At 67.1% G+C, this 17,362-nt stretch carries 13 protein-coding genes and 1 tRNA gene; 8 read left to right on the top strand and 6 right to left on the bottom strand.

The annotated features are described in order from the left end of the window. A partial coding sequence (locus tag GJ693_RS03310; RefSeq protein WP_156254916.1) for a tetratricopeptide repeat protein occupies positions 1-898 on the bottom strand: 898 nt, incomplete at its 3' end. 11 nt (positions 899-909) lie between these two features. Beyond that, positions 910-2,973 (bottom strand): ATP-dependent DNA helicase RecG, encoded by a 2,064-nt coding sequence (gene recG / locus GJ693_RS03305; protein ID WP_156254915.1) that lies wholly within the window; start codon positions 2,971-2,973, stop codon positions 910-912. A gap of 76 nt (positions 2,974-3,049) precedes the next feature. On the opposite strand from recG, the gene GJ693_RS03300 reads away from it, so the two are divergent. Together GJ693_RS03300 and mfd are read left to right on the top strand one after the other, a co-directional pair. Beyond that, complete coding sequence (locus GJ693_RS03300) at positions 3,050-3,334, top strand: FAD assembly factor SdhE (RefSeq protein WP_156254914.1); 285 nt, start codon at positions 3,050-3,052, stop codon at positions 3,332-3,334. Continuing rightward, complete coding sequence (gene mfd / locus GJ693_RS03295) at positions 3,331-6,924, top strand: transcription-repair coupling factor (RefSeq protein WP_156254913.1); 3,594 nt, start codon at positions 3,331-3,333, stop codon at positions 6,922-6,924. Before GJ693_RS03300 ends, mfd begins: the two co-directional genes overlap by 4 nt. An 8-nt stretch (positions 6,925-6,932) precedes the next feature. Here mfd and GJ693_RS03290 read toward each other — a convergent pair whose 3' ends face one another. Further along, on the bottom strand, positions 6,933-8,678 hold the full coding sequence (locus GJ693_RS03290) for a putative bifunctional diguanylate cyclase/phosphodiesterase (protein ID WP_156254912.1): 1,746 nt from the start codon (positions 8,676-8,678) through the stop codon (positions 6,933-6,935). A 154-nt stretch (positions 8,679-8,832) separates the two neighbouring features. On the opposite strand from GJ693_RS03290, the gene moaA reads away from it, so the two are divergent. The 5 genes from moaA to GJ693_RS03265 all read left to right on the top strand — a co-directional run bounded on the left by moaA (position 8,833) and on the right by GJ693_RS03265 (position 13,017). Then, complete coding sequence (moaA, locus tag GJ693_RS03285; RefSeq protein WP_235902595.1) at positions 8,833-9,858, top strand: GTP 3',8-cyclase MoaA; 1,026 nt, start codon at positions 8,833-8,835, stop codon at positions 9,856-9,858. A 13-nt stretch (positions 9,859-9,871) separates the two neighbouring features. After that, entirely contained in the window at positions 9,872-10,636 is a 765-nt protein-coding gene (locus GJ693_RS03280; RefSeq protein WP_156254911.1) for an NAD kinase, read from the top strand. A gap of 63 nt (positions 10,637-10,699) precedes the next feature. Continuing rightward, positions 10,700-10,774: transfer RNA gene (locus GJ693_RS03275), tRNA-Asn, on the top strand. Positions 10,775-10,987: 213 nt separating this feature from the next. Then, positions 10,988-11,647, top strand: a complete 660-nt coding sequence (locus GJ693_RS03270; RefSeq protein ID WP_156254910.1) for a response regulator — start codon at positions 10,988-10,990, stop codon at positions 11,645-11,647. After that, positions 11,644-13,017: a sensor histidine kinase gene (locus GJ693_RS03265; protein WP_156254909.1), complete on the top strand. Its 1,374-nt coding sequence runs from the start codon at positions 11,644-11,646 to the stop codon at positions 13,015-13,017. The genes GJ693_RS03270 and GJ693_RS03265 overlap by 4 nt, the downstream gene beginning before the upstream one ends. Positions 13,018-13,055: 38 nt before the next feature. Here GJ693_RS03265 and GJ693_RS03260 read toward each other — a convergent pair whose 3' ends face one another. The 3 genes from GJ693_RS03260 to GJ693_RS03250 form a co-directional block, all read right to left on the bottom strand. Next, positions 13,056-13,706: a response regulator transcription factor gene (locus GJ693_RS03260; RefSeq protein WP_156254908.1), complete on the bottom strand. Its 651-nt coding sequence runs from the start codon at positions 13,704-13,706 to the stop codon at positions 13,056-13,058. Between the two features lie 112 nt (positions 13,707-13,818). Continuing rightward, on the bottom strand, positions 13,819-15,129 hold the full coding sequence (locus GJ693_RS03255; RefSeq protein WP_156254907.1) for an NAD(P)-binding domain-containing protein: 1,311 nt from the start codon (positions 15,127-15,129) through the stop codon (positions 13,819-13,821). Beyond that, the gene (locus GJ693_RS03250) at positions 15,126-16,223 is read right to left on the bottom strand and encodes a tetratricopeptide repeat protein (RefSeq protein ID WP_156254906.1); all 1,098 of its coding nucleotides are present in this window, start codon (positions 16,221-16,223) and stop codon (positions 15,126-15,128) included. Before GJ693_RS03250 ends, GJ693_RS03255 begins: the two co-directional genes overlap by 4 nt. A 440-nt stretch (positions 16,224-16,663) precedes the next feature. Between GJ693_RS03250 and GJ693_RS03245 the strand changes: the two genes are divergently transcribed. Beyond that, positions 16,664-17,338, top strand: coding sequence for a hypothetical protein (locus tag GJ693_RS03245; RefSeq protein ID WP_156254905.1), 675 nt, complete (start codon positions 16,664-16,666; stop codon positions 17,336-17,338). Positions 17,339-17,362 lie beyond the last annotated feature (24 nt).

Here is a 17,362-nt window from a genome sequence, read left to right as displayed (position 1 = left end):
CCGCCCAGCGCGCGGTGCGGGCGCCGTCGCCCAGCCCGATCGCAGCATTGAGCGCGGCCTGCCACAGCTCGGCCGGCGCGGCTGGCCCCAAAACCGGCTCGAACAGGTCGAGCGCGGCGTCACGATTGGCGCCGGCGCTGGCCTGCATGATGAGAAAGGTGAGCGCGGTGAGCACCGGATGATGCTGCGGCCAGCGCGCCAGCACATCGCGATAGGCCGCGATGGCCTCATCCAGCCGGCCGGCCTCCACCAAGATGTCGCCCGTTTGCGCCGCCAGCACCGGATCGGGATTGGCCGCGGCCGCGATCACGGCCAGCGCGCCATCGAAATCGCCCTGCTGCATCAGCGCCTTGGCCAGCCGCAGCCGGGCGCCATTGTCATCGGGCCGCAGGCCAAGCGCCTGTGTGAAAAAGCCGCGCGCCGCCGGCGCATCGCCGCGCTCCTGCGCCAGGGCGCCGGACAGCGCGAGCACGCGGGGGCTATTGCCTTCCAGTGCCCGCGCCTTGTCGAGCGCGGCCTGAGCGCCCACCATTTCGGCGCGATCCTGCCGGAACAGCGCCAGATTGACCCACGCCTCGCCATGGCCCGGCACGGCGGCCACTGCGGCTTCCAGCTCGGCCACCGCTTCGGCCAGCCGGCCCTGGCGGTGCAGGAACAGCGCGAAACTGTTGCGATAGCCGGGGTTGCGCGGATTGGCGGTGATGGCGGCGACAAAACATTGCTCGGCGCCCTCGAGCTGGCCAAGCGCCTCGGCGGCCAGTGCCGCAACATAGAGCGTGTCGGGATGCTGCTGACCGGCCGCAGAGACGCGCGTCAGCAGTGCGCCGGCCTGGCCTGGCTGGCCGGCGCGCAACGCCGCTAGCGCCTGCTGCAGCAAGGCAAGATCATTCGGATGCATGGCCGGATCCCTTATCCTGACCGCAGCAATGCCACACCGGCATCCCGTTCGAACAGATAGAGCAGCACCCGCGCCGCCTGGCCACGTGCGCCATCCAGCCCGCCATCGCGATCGAGCAGCAGCCGCGCATCATCGCGGGCCATGGTGACATATGTCTGCACCCGTTCGGGATCGGCAAAGTGGAAGGCCTCTTCCCCCGATTGGCGCGTGCCCAATATCTCGCCCGCCCCGCGCAGACGCAGATCCTCCTCGGCAATGCGGAAGCCATCGTTGGTCTCGCGCATCAGCTTCAGCCGGCTGCGCGCGGTTTCGGAAAGCTCTTCGCCGCGCAGCAGCAGGCACACGCTGTGGCCACTGCCCCGCCCGACCCGCCCGCGCAACTGGTGCAGCTGCGCCAGCCCGAAGCGTTCGGCCGCCTCGATGATCATCAGCGTGGCATTGGGCACATCGACGCCAACCTCGATCACCGTCGTCGCTACCAGCACGGCGAGCCGCCCGGCAGCGAAATCGGCCATCACCGCATCCTTGTCCGGCCCCTTCATCTTGCCGTGCGCCAGGCCGACCTTGCCTTCGCCCAGCCGCACTTTCAGGAAGGCGGCGCGGGTGGTGGCGGCGGCTTCGTCTTCATCCTCCGTGCCATCGACCAGCGGGCACACCCAATAGGCCTGGCCACCACCCTCGACATGACGGGCGAGGCCGGCCGCCACATCCTCGAAACGCGCCGTCACCCGCGTCTCGATCGGCTGTCGCCCCGGTGGGCGCTCGTCGATCTGGCTCTGGTCCATTTCGCCAAAGCGCGTCAGCGCCAAGCTGCGCGGGATCGGCGTTGCGGTCATCGCCAGTACGTGCGGCGGCACCCGGGCCTTGTTGGCCAGCAGCAGCCGCTGGGCGACACCGAAGCGATGCTGCTCATCCACCACGACCAGGCCGAGATCGTGATACTCCACCGCCTCCTGGAAGATGGCGTGGGTGCCGACCAAGATGTCGATCCGCCCCGCCGCGAGATCGGCGAGCAGCGCTTCCCGCGCCTTGCCCTTGTCACGCCCGGTCAGCAGCTCGATGCGCACCGGCAGCCCGGCGGCGAGCTTGGTGAGCGTGGCGTGATGCTGGCGGGCGAGGATCTCCGTCGGCGCCAGCAGCGCGGCCTGGGTGCCGGCCTCCACCGCCGTCAGCATGGCGATCAAGCCGACCAGCGTCTTGCCCGATCCCACGTCACCCTGCAGCAGGCGGAGCATCGGTTGGGCCTGCGCCATGTCGCCGCTGATCTCGCCGATCACGCGATTCTGCGCATTGGTCAGCGCCCACGGCAGGCTCGCCATCAGCGGCTGCACCAGCCGGCCCGTGCCTGCCAACGCCCGCCCGCGCCGCGCCCGCGTGTCAGCCCGCACCAGCAGCAGCGCCAGCTGGTTGGCCAGCAGTTCGTCGTAGGCCAGCCGGTCAAGCGACGCGTTTCTGGCGCCTTCCATCCGGTGCGCTGCCTTCAACGAGTCGGCAAACGGCGCCCAGCCCTGGCGCTCGATCACGCTCGGCTCGATCCATTCCGCCAACGCCGGCACCCGGCCCAGCGCTTCGGCGACCAGCTGGCTCATGCGGCGGTTGGTGATGCCCTCGGTCAGCGGATAGACCGGCTCGCGCAGCGGCGGCGGGGTCGGGCCGTCCATCGCCAACACTTCGGGATGGGCGATCTGCAGTTTCTGGCCATAGCGGTCGAGCTTGCCGATCACCCGCTTCTCCACGCCGATCGGCAGCTTGGTCTGGGCCCAATTGGCGGTCTGGCCAAAGAATGTCAGGTCCACCCACTGGCCACCGCGGTCCACGGCGGCCACCCGCAAGGGGCTGCGCGGGCCACCACGGTCATGACGGGCGGGCGTGAGGGGCACCACGATGGGCCGGCCGACCAAAGATTCATCAACGCGGTCCACCGCCAGCCGGTCAATCACCATGGTCGGCAAATGGAAGGCGAGATCGAGCGCCCGGCTAATCTTCAGCCGAGCCAATTGCCGCACCTGCGCCGAACCGACGCCCTTCAACGCGGCCACTTCGGCGAACAGGGGGTTGAGGATGGCAGGGCGCATGGCTATCGCTGGAGTGATAGCACCGCGCTGGCCGTTTGAAACGCCTGCGCGGCAATATCGTTTGGAAGGTCTGCGCATGAACGACAACCAGGTCGAGCCTTTGGAACTGCGGCTGCGCAAGGCCAAGTATCGCGCCACCCATCGCGGCACCAAGGAGGCCGACCTGGTGGTCGGCGGCTTCTTTGCCCGGCATCACGCCCGGTGGGACGAGGCGGCGCTGCACTGGTTCGAGGCGCTGCTGGAAGAACAGGATGTCGACATATTGGCCTGGGCCTTCGGCACGGCGGTGCCCCCGGCGCGGCTGGATGGCGAGCTGATGCAGCTTCTGAAGAAGCTTGATTATGTTGAAGTGACCAAATGATCGACCTGCAGCGTTTCGTGGAATCGCGGCGGCCGGTGACGCTGGCGCGCTGTGCCGGCGGCTATCTGCCCTGGCTGATGGCCGACGTGGCGCGCGCCGCCAAGGGCCGGGCCTGGTTCATCGCCGCCGACGAAGCCCAGGCCCGTGCCGTCGCCGAAGCCGCGGCCTATTTCGCGCCGGAAATTGCCATCACCGTGCTGCCGGCCTGGGATTGCCTGCCCTATGACCGCGCTTCGCCGTCACTGAAGGCCGCCGCCGAACGCGTTGCCGCGCTGGCCGCCCTGGCCGAGCCGCAGAAGGGCGCCGAACTGGTCATCACCACGGTCAACGCCATCAGCCAGCGCTGCCTGCCGAAAGCCCGCATCGCCAGCCTGTCGGCGCGGCTGAAGCCCGGCAGCCGCATCGATCGCAACGCCCTGGCGCTGAAGCTCGCCGCCAACGGCTTTGTCCGCGTCGATACGGTGGTGGAGCCCGGCGAATATGCCCTGCGCGGCGGCCTGGTGGACGTGATGCCATCGGGCGAAGAGTTCGCACTGCGTCTCGACTTCTTCGGCGACGAGATTGAATCCATTCGCCGTTTCGATCCCGCCAGCCAGCGCAGCCTGGGCCCGGCCGATGGCTTTGACCTGCTGCCCGTTTCGGAAGTGCTGCTCGACGAAGGCCGCATCAAGGCCTTCCGCGCCGGCTGGCTGGAGCGCTTTGGCGCCACCGCCACCGGTGATCCGCTCTACGAAGCCGTTTCCGACGGCCGCCGGCTGGCCGGCATGGAGCACTGGTTGCCGCTGTTCGAGCCTGGCCTGGTCACCCTGTTCGACTGGCTGGGCGCCGATGATGTGCTGGTGCGCGATGCCGGTGCCGAAAAGGCCGCCGCCGACCGCTTCGATGCCATTGCCGATTATCACGACAACCGGGTGGCCGCCCTGTCCCAGAAGAAGGGCAGTTACCGCCCGCTGCCGCCAGACGCGCTCTACCTGTCGCGCGACGAATGGGCGGAGCGGCTCAGCGCCCACGCCGTCCACGCCAGCAGCCCGCACGCCGTCGCGTCGGGCACGCTGTTTGCCATTGATTGTGATGCGGTGCCGGCGCGTGATTTCGCGCCGGAACGCGTCGCCCAGGCCAATGGCGGCGCGCCGGTCTATGCCGCGATCAAGGCCCATATCGAGGCCCGCCGCGATGCCGGCGACCGCGTCATCCTCGCCAGCTATTCCGGCGGCGCCCGCGAGCGGTTGAAGGGTCTGCTCGCCGATGAAGGCGTGACCCGGCTCGCCACTGCCGATCACTGGCAGGAAGCGCTGGGCCTCGCCGCGTCCGGCCAGATTGTGCTCACCGTGCTGCCGCTCGACCATGGCTTCACCCGGACCGAACCACGCGGCACCCTCACCCTGCTCACCGAACAGGATATGCTGGGCGACCGCCTGGTCAGAAAGGCGCGATCGGCGCGCAAGGCCGATGCCTTCCTGGCCGAACTGGCGATGCTGACGCCGGGCGATCTCATCGTCCACCGCGATCATGGCATCGGCCGCTACGAAGGCCTGATGGCGATCCCGATCGGTGGCAAGCCGCACGACTGCGTGGCCCTCACCTACGACGGCGGCGACAAGCTCTACGTGCCGGTCGAGAATATCGACGTCCTCACCCGCTATGGCAGCGATAGCGAAGGCGTTGGCCTCGACAAGCTGGGCGGCGTCGCCTGGAGCACGCGCAAGGCGCGGATGAAGAACCGTATCCGCGAGATCGCCGGCGAATTGCTGGCGACTGCGGCAGCGCGGGCGCTGCGCGAAGGCGAACCGGTCAGCATCGATCCCCACGGCATGGCCGCCTTCGTGGACCGCTTCCCCTATGCCGAGACCGACGACCAGTTGAAGGCCATCGGCGATGTTGTGGATGACCTCACCTCCGGCCGCCCGATGGACCGGCTGGTGTGCGGCGATGTCGGCTTCGGCAAGACCGAGGTCGCCCTGCGCGCCGCTTATGCGGCTGCGCTGTCCGGCATGCAGGTCGCCGTCGTCTGCCCGACGACGTTGCTCGCCCGCCAGCATTACCAGAATTTCCGCGAGCGTTTCGTCGGCCTGCCCGTCGAAGTGCGCCACCTCTCCCGCCTGGTCAACGCCGCCGATGCCAAGGCGGCGCGTGACGGCCTGGTCGACGGCACAATCGACATCATCGTCGGCACCCACGCCATCCTGGCCAAATCGGTCGAGTTCAAGCGGCTCGGTCTGGTGATCGTCGACGAGGAGCAGCGCTTCGGCGTCGTCCACAAGGAGCGGCTGAAGGCGTTGAAGGCCGATGTCCACGTGCTCACCCTCACCGCCACGCCGATCCCGCGCACGCTGCAGATGGCGCTGACCGGCTTGCGCGAAATGTCGATCATTGCCACCCCGCCGGTGGATCGCCTCGCCGTGCGCACCTATGTGAGCCCGTTCGACGAGGTGGTGATCCGCGAGGCGCTGCTGCGCGAACATTATCGCGGCGGGCAGAGCTTCTTCGTGGTGCCGCGCATCGCCGATCTGGCCGATATCGAGGAGTTTTTGCGCGAACAGGTGCCGGAGGTGAAGCCGATCACTGCCCATGGCCAGATGGCACCATCCCAGGTCGAGGAGCGCATGAGCGCCTTCTACGACAAGCGTTATGACGTCCTGCTCTCCACCACCATCATCGAGAGCGGCCTCGACATCCCGTCCGCCAACACGCTGATCGTCCACCGCGCCGATCGCTTCGGCCTCGCCCAGCTTTACCAGATCCGTGGCCGCGTTGGCCGCGGCAAGACCCGCGCCTATGCCTATCTCACCACCGCCGCCGGCCAGTCCATCACCGAAGGCGCCGAAAAGCGGCTGCAGGTGCTGTCCCAGCTCGACACGCTGGGCGCCGGCTTCCAGCTGGCCAGCCACGATCTCGATCAGCGCGGCGCCGGCAACCTCTTGGGCGACGAACAATCCGGGCATATCAAGGAGATCGGCTTCGAACTCTACCAATCGATGCTGGAAGAGGCGATCCTGGAAGCCAAGGCCGAAGCCGCCGGCATGAAGCCCCCCGCCGAGGCCTTCTCACCCCAGATCACCGCCGAAGTGCCGATCCTCATCCCCGATCACTACGTGCCCGATTTGAACGTGCGCATGGCGCTCTACCGCCGCCTCAACGAGATCGATGGCCGCAGCGGCATCGACAGCCTCGCCGCCGAAATGATCGACCGCTTCGGCAAGCTGCCCTCTGAAGTCGAAAACCTGCTCTCCGTCATCGAGATCAAGCAGGCGTGCATCACCGCCGGCATCGCCAAGCTGGAAGCCGGCCGCAAGGGCGGGCTCGTCACCTTCCAGCACGACCGCTTCGCCAACCCCGACGCGCTGATGGATTACATCGCCCGCCTCGGCGAGCGCGCCAGGGTGCGACCAGACCAGAAACTCTTCATCGCCGCCGACTGGGGCGACGACCGCACCCGCTTGAAAGGCGCGCTCGCCATCGCCTCGGCGCTGTCCAAACTCGCCGCCGGCGCGAAGTTGAAGCCCGTCGCAAAGCCGGCGGCCAAGCCGCTGCCGCCGCCAAAAGCGCCGATGCGGCCGGCAGTGTTCAAATCAAAGTTCAACAGGAGGTAAGGGGCCTCTCAGGACGCCACGCTCGTCTTCGTGCGGCGCCGCGTGCAGAACGGCACCAGCGCCGACACGTCGAGTGGCGGGGCCACGCAATAGCCTTGCACCCATTGGCAGCCGGCGGCGCGGGCGGCGGCGAGTTGCACGTCGTCCTCGATGCCTTCGGCCACCACGGTCAGGCCCAGGCGCCGGGCGGTGGCGATCATGCCTTCCACCACGATGCGTTCGCGTTCGCTGCCGGTTAGGCCCTGGGCGAAGCTGCGATCGAGCTTGATGGTATCGACCGGGAGGCGGGCCAGCCGCGCCAGGCTGGAATAGCCGGCGCCGAAATCGTCGAGCGCGATGCCGACCCCGTCGCGGCGCAGCAGCGACAGCGTGGCGGCGGCGGCGTCGAGATCGTTGATGATGGCCTCTTCGGTCACCTCGATCACCAACCGGCGCGGCGACAGGCCAGAGGAGGTGAGATCCTTGGCCAGTGAATCAATGAATTCCGGATCGGCGAGATCGGCGGCGGTGACGTTCAGGGACAGCTTGAGATCGGCCAGCGCCCCCGTCCACGCCGCCGCCGTGGCGATGGCGCGGGAACGGATATGGCGACCCACGGCCAAGGCCAGTTCGGCCGAGGCGGCGGTTTCAAGCAGGGTGACCGCCGACAGTCGGCCGTGCAGCGGGTGATCCCAGCGCGACAGCGCCTCCACCCCACCGACGAGGCCGTCGGACAGGCTGGCCTGCGGCTGGAACAAGATGGTGATGCCGCCGTCCTTCAGGGCGCCGAATAAATCGGATTCGAGGTCCGCCCGCCGCGCCAGCGCCTCGCGGTCGCTTTCCTGGTGGAAGCGGGCGACGGCGCCGGGTTCGCGCCCGCGCGCGTCCGACAGGGCGATGGAGGCTTCGCGCACCAGCGCGTTGGCGATCAGTTCCGGTTCGCCTTCCATGCTGCCATCGTCCCAAGCGATGCCGGCGCGGCCGGAGACATGGATCAGCCGGTCATCGATGGCAAAGGGCCGTTCGAAGCCGCGCAGCAGTTGGCGGGCCAGGCGCTCCAGCCGGTTGGCGGCGGCAGTGCCGGAAATGCCGAGCGCGAATTCGGCCGCTGTCATGCGGGCCAAAAGGCGCAGCTCGCCGCTCTGGGTGCGGGCATCGGCGATGGGGCCGAGCCGGCGCGCGATCACCGCTAGCAGGCGATCGGCGACATCGCGGCCATAGATGGTGTTGATCTGGGCAAAACGGCCGACGCCGATCACCATAACGCCGCACGGCGTGCCGGCGGCACGCTGATCGGCCAGCCACTGCTGCAGCCGTTCGGCGGTGGCCAGCCCGGTCAGCCGGTCAGCATCACCGCTGCCGGGCGGCAGGGGCGCAGCAGCGGCCGCCGCCAGCCGATCGGCGTGGCGGCCGGCAAGGCGCAGCGCCGTGGCAAAACTGTCGGAGCCGAAGGGAGAGACCATCACAGACGTGGCGCCGGCATCACGTGCCGCATCGGCGGCATCGGCGTCGTTGCGTGAGAGCAGCACCAGCATGGCACCGCGGCGGTTCTCCACCGCCTGCCCCAGTGATCGGGCCACAGCGAGGCCCGCCCCCAGCGCACCACGCGCATCAACCACCACCACGCGGACGGGTTCGGCGGCAAAGCGGCCAGCGGCCAGTTCGGCGCGGCGCTCCACGCGCGGCGTCTGGCCAGAGGCAGACACCATGGCGGCCACGTCATCCGCATAACGTGGTGAAACGATCAATACCGGTTCGGCGTGCATATCGCCCATGACGTCCGGAACCTGCCCCTGTCTTTACGCGTTACAAGCACCATTTCCGATGCCGCGTAATGTTGAGCCTGTCCAGTCCGGCAATCAACCCATGCACAACAGAATGCGCGAAACCTCTTGCCAAGCGATGCAGGCGTGCCACAGGCTCCCGCTCATGTTGGGTGAAACCAGTCATGCGGCGCGGCCGCTGGTCGATCCGTTCGGCCGCGCCATTTCCTATCTCAGGGTATCGGTCACCGATCGCTGCGATTTCCGCTGCGTCTATTGCATGGCCGAAGACATGACGTTTCTGCCCAAGAACGAAGTGCTCAGCCTCGAAGAGATTGACCGCATCGCCTCGGCCTTCATCCGTCGTGGCACCCGCAAGCTCCGGCTGACCGGCGGCGAACCGCTGGTGCGGCGCGGCATCATCGATCTGGTCACCAGCCTGGGCCGGCACCTGAAGACCGGCGATCTCGACGAACTGACGCTGACCAGCAACGGCAGCCAGATGGCGCGCCATGCCGAGGCGCTGTTTGCTGCCGGGGTGCGCCGGGTCAACATCAGCCTCGACACGCTCGACGCGGAAAAATTCGCCCGCATCACGCGCTGGGGCCGGCTGACCCAGGTGCTCGACGGGATTGCCGCTGCCAGGGCGGCCGGCCTTCAGGTCAAGCTCAACACCGTGGCGCTGGCGCACGAAAATGCCGACGAGATCGAGGCGCTGTTGGAGTTTGCAGCAGCAGGCGGCCATGATCTGACGCTGATTGAGACGATGCCGCTGGGCGAGATAGGCGAAGACCGGGTCGATCAATATTTGCCGCTGTCAAAAGTCCGCCGCGACCTGGCCCAGCGCTACACGCTCACCGACTTGCCATACCGCACCGGCGGCCCGGCCCGCTATGTGCGCGTGGAGGAACTCGGCCTGCAACTCGGTTTCATCACCCCCCTCACCCACAATTTCTGCGAGAGCTGCAACCGCGTGCGGCTGACCGCGACCGGGCAGCTTTACATGTGCCTGGGCCAGGATGATCAGGCCGATCTGCGTGCCATCATCCGGCGGGTGGGCAGCGATGCCGCCGCGCTCGATGCCGCACTCGACGAAGCAATATCGCGCAAGCCCAAGGGCCATGATTTTGTTATTGATCGGCGCGGCGCCCGGCCGGCCGTGGCCCGCCACATGAGCCTGACGGGCGGCTGAGGAACCAAAAGCGATGAAATTGGCGCTGCTCGTTTCCGACAGCCATGTCGCCCGCGCCGCCGGCGAGGCCCTGCGCAAGACGCATGAGTTCGTGGCTGTCCGCGAGGCCGACGTGGTGGTGGCGCTGGGCGGCGACGGCTTCCTGCTGCACTGCCTGCACGAGGCCATGCAGGTCCAGGATCCCAAGCCGATGTTTGGCATGAACCGCGGCACGGTCGGGTTCCTGATGAATGATTTCAAGCAGGGCGGACTGGAAAAGCGGGTGGCCGCGGCCAAGAATTTCGTGCTGCACCCGCTGCAGATGACAGCCACCACTGCCTCGGGCCGCACGGTCACCCATCCGGCGATCAACGAGGTGTCGCTGCTGCGCGAAACCCGCCAGGCCGCCAAGATCGGCATCGCCATCGACGGCAAGCTGCGCATGGAGGAACTGACCTGCGATGGCGTACTGGTGGCCACCCCGGCCGGCTCCACCGCCTACAACCTGTCTGCCAACGGGCCCATACTGCCGCTGGAGGCCGATCTGCTCGCCCTCACCCCGATCTCGCCCTTCCGCCCTCGGCGCTGGCGCGGCGCCCTGCTGCCTTCGGCCAGCGTGATCGAATTTGAGGTTCACGAAGCCAAGAAGCGCCCGATCTCGGCCGTGGCCGACCAGATGGAAGTGCGCGACGTAGCCCATGTGAAGGTGGCGATCGACCGCAGCATCAGCCTCACGCTGCTGTTCGACCCCGAATATGCGCTCGACGACCGCATCAGCCTGGAACAGTTCGCCAGCTAGGCCGGGCGATTTTTGGCCTTGGCAAGCCCCCCCGCCGCCGCTAAGGGAGCGCTCCCACGCTGTTCCTCGGTAGCTCAGCGGTAGAGCCCTCGACTGTTAATCGAGTTGTCGCAGGTTCGAATCCTGCCCGGGGAGCCAGCGTGGGATTTCCAACAATCTGACTTTGCGGTGGAATTGTCTGCAGCGCCTCCTCGCGTTCCGCATCTGGCCTGCCGTCTACCAGTTCGGCTCCCCCTTCCACCGCCGAGCATTGCCCTCACACTGAAGCCGGGTTGTGAACAAAGGCTTCGGCCCTTAACCTTGATCTCAACACAGGGATGACGCTGCCGTGCCGTGTGGGGAGAGGCAGGTGTGAAGATCTTGCTGGTCGAAGACGATCGCATGCTGGCAGCGGCCATCGTTGACGGGCTGGGTTCGCGATTCGGCGTCGAGTGGGTCGAGACCCTGGCCGATGCCGAACTGGCGATCATGACCGAACCTGTCGATCTGGTGATCCTCGATCTGTCGATGCCGGATGGTTCGGGGCTCGACCTGTTGCGGCGCTGGCGCGCGGCCGGCCGCAGCGAACCCGTGCTGATCCTCACGGCCCGAGACAGCGTGGCCGATCGCATCGCCGGGCTGAATACCGGCGCCGATGATTATGTCACCAAGCCCTTCGATCTCGATGAACTGACGGCCCGCTGCGAAGCGCTGCGCCGCCGCGCCCACGGCCGGGCCAGCCCGATGATCCAGCATGGCGCGCTCAGCTATGAGCCATCGGCCCAGATCGTGCTGCGCGAAGGCCAGAACGTACCGCTTTCGGCCAGGGAACTGGCGATCTTCGACGTGCTGGTTTCCAACATCGGCCGGGTGATCAGCCGCAAACAGATCGAGGAACGCCTCTATCGCTGGAACGAGATGGTGGAGAGCAACGCCGTGGAGGTCCACGTCTCCCATCTGCGGCGCAAGCTTGGCCGGGACATGATCAAGACCATTCGCGGGTTGGGCTACGTGATCCCCCGGGCGCCATGAAAACCTACTCGCTGCGGCGGGCCTCCCTGTCGGCGCTGGCGATGCCGCTGGTCTTCGCCATGCTGGTCACGGTGCTGCTCACAGGCTGGTTTGCCGATCGCGGCATCGAAAAGATGCGCGACGACCAGTTGCGCCAGGAAGCTGGCTTCCTGCTGATGCTCTCGCGCCATGAGGCCGTGGAAGGGGAAATGCTGGGCGTGATCGAAACCGCCGAGGCCGCCGGCATGCGCAATGTGCTGGAACCCGGCAGCTTCTTTCGCATCTGGTCCAGCGGTACGATCATGACCCAGACCCAGGTGCCGGCCGGGCTTGCTGCCCGTCGTCCGGAGCCGGGCTTCTCGACCCGGATGCTGAACGGCGAACGCTATCGCACCTTCGCCCTGACGGCACGGGCTGACGGAACCGCCATCACCATCGAGATTTCGGAGCCGTTGCGCACCCGCTCCCGGCTGCGCGAACAGGTCTTGATGAGCCTCGCCTTGCCGATGGGCCTGGCCTTGGTGATCGTGCTGCTGCTGGCGCAGCACCAGCTGACCACCGTGTTCCGACCAATGCGGGACATCTCGGCGGCGCTCGACGCCCGCGCGCCGGACGATCTCAGTCCGCTCAGGGGCATCCGCATCCCGATCGAGGTGCTGCCGCTGTTCAAGGCCTTCAATGGCATGCTGGATCGCCTGGCCACCGTCGTGTCGCGTGAACGCCAGTTTGCCGACAACGCCGCGCATGAATTGCGCACGCCGCTGGCTGCCCTGAAGGCGCGCGCGCAGATCATGGCCCGCTCCGTGGGGTCGCCAAGCGAACAGCAGGACGCCGAAAAGCTGGTGCGGGCCACGGACCGGACCATCGCGGTGATTGAACAGCTGTTGCAGATCAACCGCATCAACGCCGCGATGCCGCCGGAACCCACCGCCATCTCGCCGATTGTCGAGGCGATCTGCCGGCAACATGTGCCGGCGGCGCTTGATCGCCAGCTGGAGTTTGGCGCCGATATCGCGCCGGACGTGTGGGCCATGGTGCAACCCGATGCGCTGGCCATGCTGGTGCGCAACCTGTTGCAGAATGCCCTGCGCTACACGCCGCCCGGCGGCGAGGTGACGGTGGTGCTGCACAAAGGGCCGGACGCCACGGTGGAGTTGCTGGTGCAGGATACGGGAAGCGGCATTCCCGAGGCGGAACTGGACCGCGTGTTCGAGCGGTTCCAGCGGCTCGACAAGAGCCAGTCCGGCAGCGGCCTCGGCCTCGCCATCGCCAAGCAGATTGTCGAACGCATGGCGGGCCAGATCAGCCTGTCGAACCGGCCGGGCGGCGGGCTGGAAGCGCGCATCATCCTGCGTTCGGCCGTACCGGCAGCGGACGACAGCGCCCAGTGAAACAGGCGTGATTCAGGCGAGCAGGGCCGCGCGGCCGTTCACAGCTGGAGCCGGTAGCCGAGGCCGCGCACCGTCCTGATCGCCGATCGCCCGATCTTGCGGCGCAGCCGGCCGATATGGACTTCCACCGTGTTGGGGTCGCGGTCTTCGGGCGACGGATAAAGATTGTCGAGGATTTCCGCCTTTGACAGGACAAGCTGCGGCCGCAGCAGGAACTGATGCAGCAGCTTGAACTCGGTCTGGGTCAGTGCAACCGGCTGGCCATGCAGCCAGGCAGCCTTGCCGGCAGGATCAAGCTCGAGCGCGCCGAGCGCGAGCCGCGCCTCGGCCCGATTGAACGAGCGCCGCACCAGCGCATGCAGCCGGGCGACGATTTCCGTCAGGTGCACGGGCTTGACGACATAATCATCGCCGCCCGCATTCAGGCCGGCGACCTTGTCCTGCAGCTTGGCGCTGGCGTTCAGGATCAGGATCGGCGTGTCGTGGCCGGCGGCCCGCCAGCGCGCGACGAAATCGATGCCCGTCAAGCCGGGCAGATCCACCACCAGGGCCGCGAATTGGGCGGTTTCGCGGCCGGCAAGCGCCGCCTCTCCATTGGCGGCATGTTCCACGACAAATCCCGCCCGGGTGAGGCCGAGGGAGAGGCGTTCGGCGGTCTCGATGCTGTCCTGAACCAGTAAAACGCGCATGCTGCGCCCCACCTCCCTGAGGGCGTCCATGCAGGGCAATGGCACGTGAAGCTGACACGAAACTGAAGGCCGCTGCCGCACGATCAGCGGCCCTGGCGATCAACGACGGCGATCAGGCGGTGCCGAACTTGGTTTCGACCCTGATGCCCACGTCCCGCAGGAACTGGGTGGGCAGCACCCCGCCGGCGCAGATGATCACGTCGTCATTCGGCAGTGTGATCTGCCCGCCGGTCGTTCCCAGCACGACGTGATCCGGCGCGATGCGCGTGACCTGAGATTGGAGATGAAGCGCAATCTGCCCTGATGCGATGGCGGCCTCCACCCGTTGCCGATTCTTGGGGCGGGCGCGGCCAAAGGCATCGCCGCGATAGCTCAGGGTCACAGTGGTGCCGTCCTGTTCGGCCAATGACCCGGCCGCCTCCAGTGCGCTGTCGCCGCCACCCACCACCAGCACGTGGCGGCCGCGATATTGTTCGGCATCGATCAGGCGATAGACGACCTTGTCGAGTTCCTCGCCCTCCACGCCAAGCTGGCGCGGCGAGCCACGCCGGCCGATTGCCAGCAGGATGAGCTTGCTGCGATGTTCGCCCCTGGTGGTTTCGACGACAAAGCCGCCGGCTTCCGGCCGGATCTTCTCGACCCGTTCCTCGGCGTTGATCTGCAGCCCGGTCTCGCCGATCACCTTGTGCCAGAAGGCCAGCAACGTCTCCTTGCTGACTTCGCCGAACTTGACCTGGCCCACCAGCGGCAACTCGGCCGGCGCTGTCATCACCACCTTGCCGCGCGGGAAATGCGCGACAGTGCCGCCCAGGCTATATTGCTCGATGGTCTTGAAGCGCAGGCCGGCCGCCATGGCGCCCAGGCTGGCGGCGATGCCGGCAGGGCCGGCGCCGATGATGAGCACATCCAGCCTGCCATCGTCGGCCGGCATGGATCTGGCCTTGGCGGCCATGAAGCCGATGGCCTGGCGACCCTGTTCGATCGCGTTGCGGATGAGGCCCATGCCGCCCAATTCGCCGGCGATGAAGATGCCCGGCACGTTGGTTTCGAAGCGGGGCGAGACCAGCGGGATGTCCACCCCGCGGGTTTCGGTGCCGAACACGAGCGAGATTGCATTGGTCGGGCAGGCCGCCGCACAGGCCCCGTGGCCAACACAATGGCTGGGTTCGATCAGCCGGGCCTTGCCATCGACAAGGCCCAGGATCGAGTGTTCAGGGCAGGCCTTCACGCAGGCTGCGCAGCCAAGGCACAGGGCCGGATCGATCACCGGATGCAGCGACGCCGGCTCGTGCAGGCCGGCGGCGCGGGCCTCCTCCAGCACGGCCAGGCTGCGCGCCGAGATCCGCCGCTGCCGCACAGTCCAGACTATCCACAGCGCCAGCAGGGGCAACGCATAGGCAAGCAGCAAGGGGGCGAAGTTCATGGCGCGGCCTGGAGCCCGAGTTCGGCGGCGAGGTCGTTCAGCTGCGCGAGCTTCGCCGGATCGCCGGCAAACTGCATGCGGGCCATGCCCAGCTCGTCGCGGGCCCTGGCCAAGTCCTTCAGCACGACGCGCGAGCGGATCAGCTTCAGCCAGCCGTCGAGATCGCCGGGATTGGATTTCAAGCGATTGGCGAGGCCTTCGACCATGGAGTCAATCATCGCCTGGCGTTCCGGCGCCGACAGCGAGTCCGCGGCCTTAACAGCCTCGGCGCTGATGCCCTGCCCGGCGGCTGGCGGCGCGGCGCCGGCGGGAAAGACGGGCTGGGCGGCGCCTGTCAGCAGCTTCAGGCGACCGGCGATGTTCACGCCCTCCCTGGCCGCAAGCGCCTCGATCCGCTGGCGGACATCGGGCTGCCAGCGCTGCTCCGGCGACCAGTCGTTCGACAGCGCAATCCAGTCATCAAGCGCGGCGCGCGGCTTGCCGTGCTGCAGCTTCCACAGGCCGGCGAAGAAGCGAGCGCGCGGCTCCTTCGGGTCCAGCCGCGCCGCCCGGTCGAACTGGGCCTTGGCTTCGGGCGTCACTACATCATTGGCCACGCCGACCATCGCTTCCCCGTAACCGGCGCGGATATCGGCGCGATCGGGCAGCAGTTCGATGGCGCGGGCATAGGCCTTCAGCGCCTCGGCCGGCCGGCCGGTGTTCTGGTAGGACCAGCCCAGCATTCGGTAGCCTTCCCCATCTGGCTTGTCCTTCAGGCGCTGCTCAAGTCGAGCCATCATCGTGTCGACATCGTCGAGCGAGCGGGTGGCGAGCGGCGTCGCCGCGAACGAGACCGGGGCTGCTGCGACGGCCGTATCAGCCGGAGCCGGCGCATTGTCGGCTGGGCGGGTGAGCGCGATGACGCCGGCGAGCAGCACCAGCACGCCGGCCCCGCCATAGACGTTGCGTGGGCGCAGCAGCCCGGCGGTGCTGCCAGCCTGTCCCGTCGTGGCGGTCGCATCACCCTCGGCCGGATCGGCCGGCGCCCGCATCACGCGCATCGCCACCAGCCCGATGGCCAGCACCGCCAGCGCCGTCAGCATGATCTGAATCATTGTTGCCAGGTCCAATCTCCACTCTCCTCACCGCCGCTATGACGTGCCCGAAGCGCGGCAACACCATGAAACCTGTCGCGAAACTGCAAATTCTATCTGCATGGGACATAAAGAATGAAATTTGCGACGAAATGATGGGGTTTTCGCATCGGATTTGCCAAGTTACCATTAAAGAGTGGCCGTGTGATGTTGCATCGATGTTGGACCAAACAGCCGCTGCTGCTGCACGAATACTGAAAATTCGTATGGATTGATGAACAATTAAAAACGAAGCCGAATATCGAAAAATGCTAAGTCCCGCCCAAAGAGAATCAATACTGTCGGCAGCAATAGCGGCCGTTGTGACATGGCTGCTGGTGTATGGCTGGATGCACCGCGGCAATGGCGCGCTCGATCCGGATATCGGTTGGGGCTATAGCCTTGGCATATTGGGCGGCAGCATGATGTTGCTGCTGCTGGTGTATCCGTTTCGCAAACGCATCAAGATGCTTCAGCCCATCGGTTCGGTCGGCTTCTGGTTTCGCTTCCACATGTTGCTCGGACTGCTGGGACCGGTGGCGATCCTGTACCACGCGCGCTTCTCGTGGGGCGCCCTCAACAGCGCCGTCGCGCTGGCGGCGATGCTGGTCGTTGCCGGCAGCGGGCTCGTCGGGCGCTATTTCTATTCGCGCGTGCACCGCGGCTATTCCGGGCGAAAGCTGGAGGTGCGTGCCCTGCTGTCCGAAATGCATGACCTGCTGGGCGAGTTGGTGGACCCGGGCACCGGCGGCGCCGTGCTGAAATCGCGTCTCGCGCCCTTCGAGCAGCAGGCCATCGCGGCCGGGGCGGGCTTCTGGAGCAGCGCAGCCAGCATCCTGCGCTTCAGCCTGGACACCCGGATCGCCGAGCACCGTCTGAAGCGCGAGATCCTCGCCCTGCCCGCTTCGGCCGCGACACCAGCCCGGCAGCAGGAACTCGTCGCCACGGCTGCAGCCTATTTCGACGCGGTGCGGCGCGCGGCCGAATTTGCCTTCTATGATCGCATGCTGCGGCTGTGGCACCTGCTGCACCTGCCGCTGTTCTTCATCCTGGTTGCGACCGCCATCCTGCACATCATCGCGGTGCACATGTATTGATGGGCCGGTGCTCGCGCCTGCGGG

This window comes from Sandarakinorhabdus oryzae (genome assembly GCF_009733735.1).
GTDB lineage: Bacteria > Pseudomonadota > Alphaproteobacteria > Sphingomonadales > Sphingomonadaceae > Sandarakinorhabdus > Sandarakinorhabdus oryzae.
Note: the sequence above shows the minus strand (reverse complement) of the source record. Positions and strands in the feature narration are given on the sequence as shown.

Coding starts and splice junctions, on each gene's coding strand:
- GJ693_RS03245 (WP_156254905.1), top strand. CDS start 16,664: ATGATGTTGCTGCTGCTGGTGTATCCGTTTCGCAAACGCATCAAGATG.
- GJ693_RS03260 (WP_156254908.1), bottom strand. CDS start 13,706: ATGCGCGTTTTACTGGTTCAGGACAGCATCGAGACCGCCGAACGCCTC.
- recG (WP_156254915.1), bottom strand. CDS start 2,973: ATGCGCCCTGCCATCCTCAACCCCCTGTTCGCCGAAGTGGCCGCGTTG.
- GJ693_RS03265 (WP_156254909.1), top strand. CDS start 11,644: ATGAAAACCTACTCGCTGCGGCGGGCCTCCCTGTCGGCGCTGGCGATG.
- mfd (WP_156254913.1), top strand. CDS start 3,331: ATGATCGACCTGCAGCGTTTCGTGGAATCGCGGCGGCCGGTGACGCTG.
- GJ693_RS03280 (WP_156254911.1), top strand. CDS start 9,872: ATGAAATTGGCGCTGCTCGTTTCCGACAGCCATGTCGCCCGCGCCGCC.
- GJ693_RS03290 (WP_156254912.1), bottom strand. CDS start 8,678: ATGGGCGATATGCACGCCGAACCGGTATTGATCGTTTCACCACGTTAT.
- GJ693_RS03250 (WP_156254906.1), bottom strand. CDS start 16,223: ATGATTCAGATCATGCTGACGGCGCTGGCGGTGCTGGCCATCGGGCTG.
- GJ693_RS03255 (WP_156254907.1), bottom strand. CDS start 15,129: ATGAACTTCGCCCCCTTGCTGCTTGCCTATGCGTTGCCCCTGCTGGCG.
- GJ693_RS03300 (WP_156254914.1), top strand. CDS start 3,050: ATGAACGACAACCAGGTCGAGCCTTTGGAACTGCGGCTGCGCAAGGCC.
- moaA (WP_235902595.1), top strand. CDS start 8,833: ATGTTGGGTGAAACCAGTCATGCGGCGCGGCCGCTGGTCGATCCGTTC.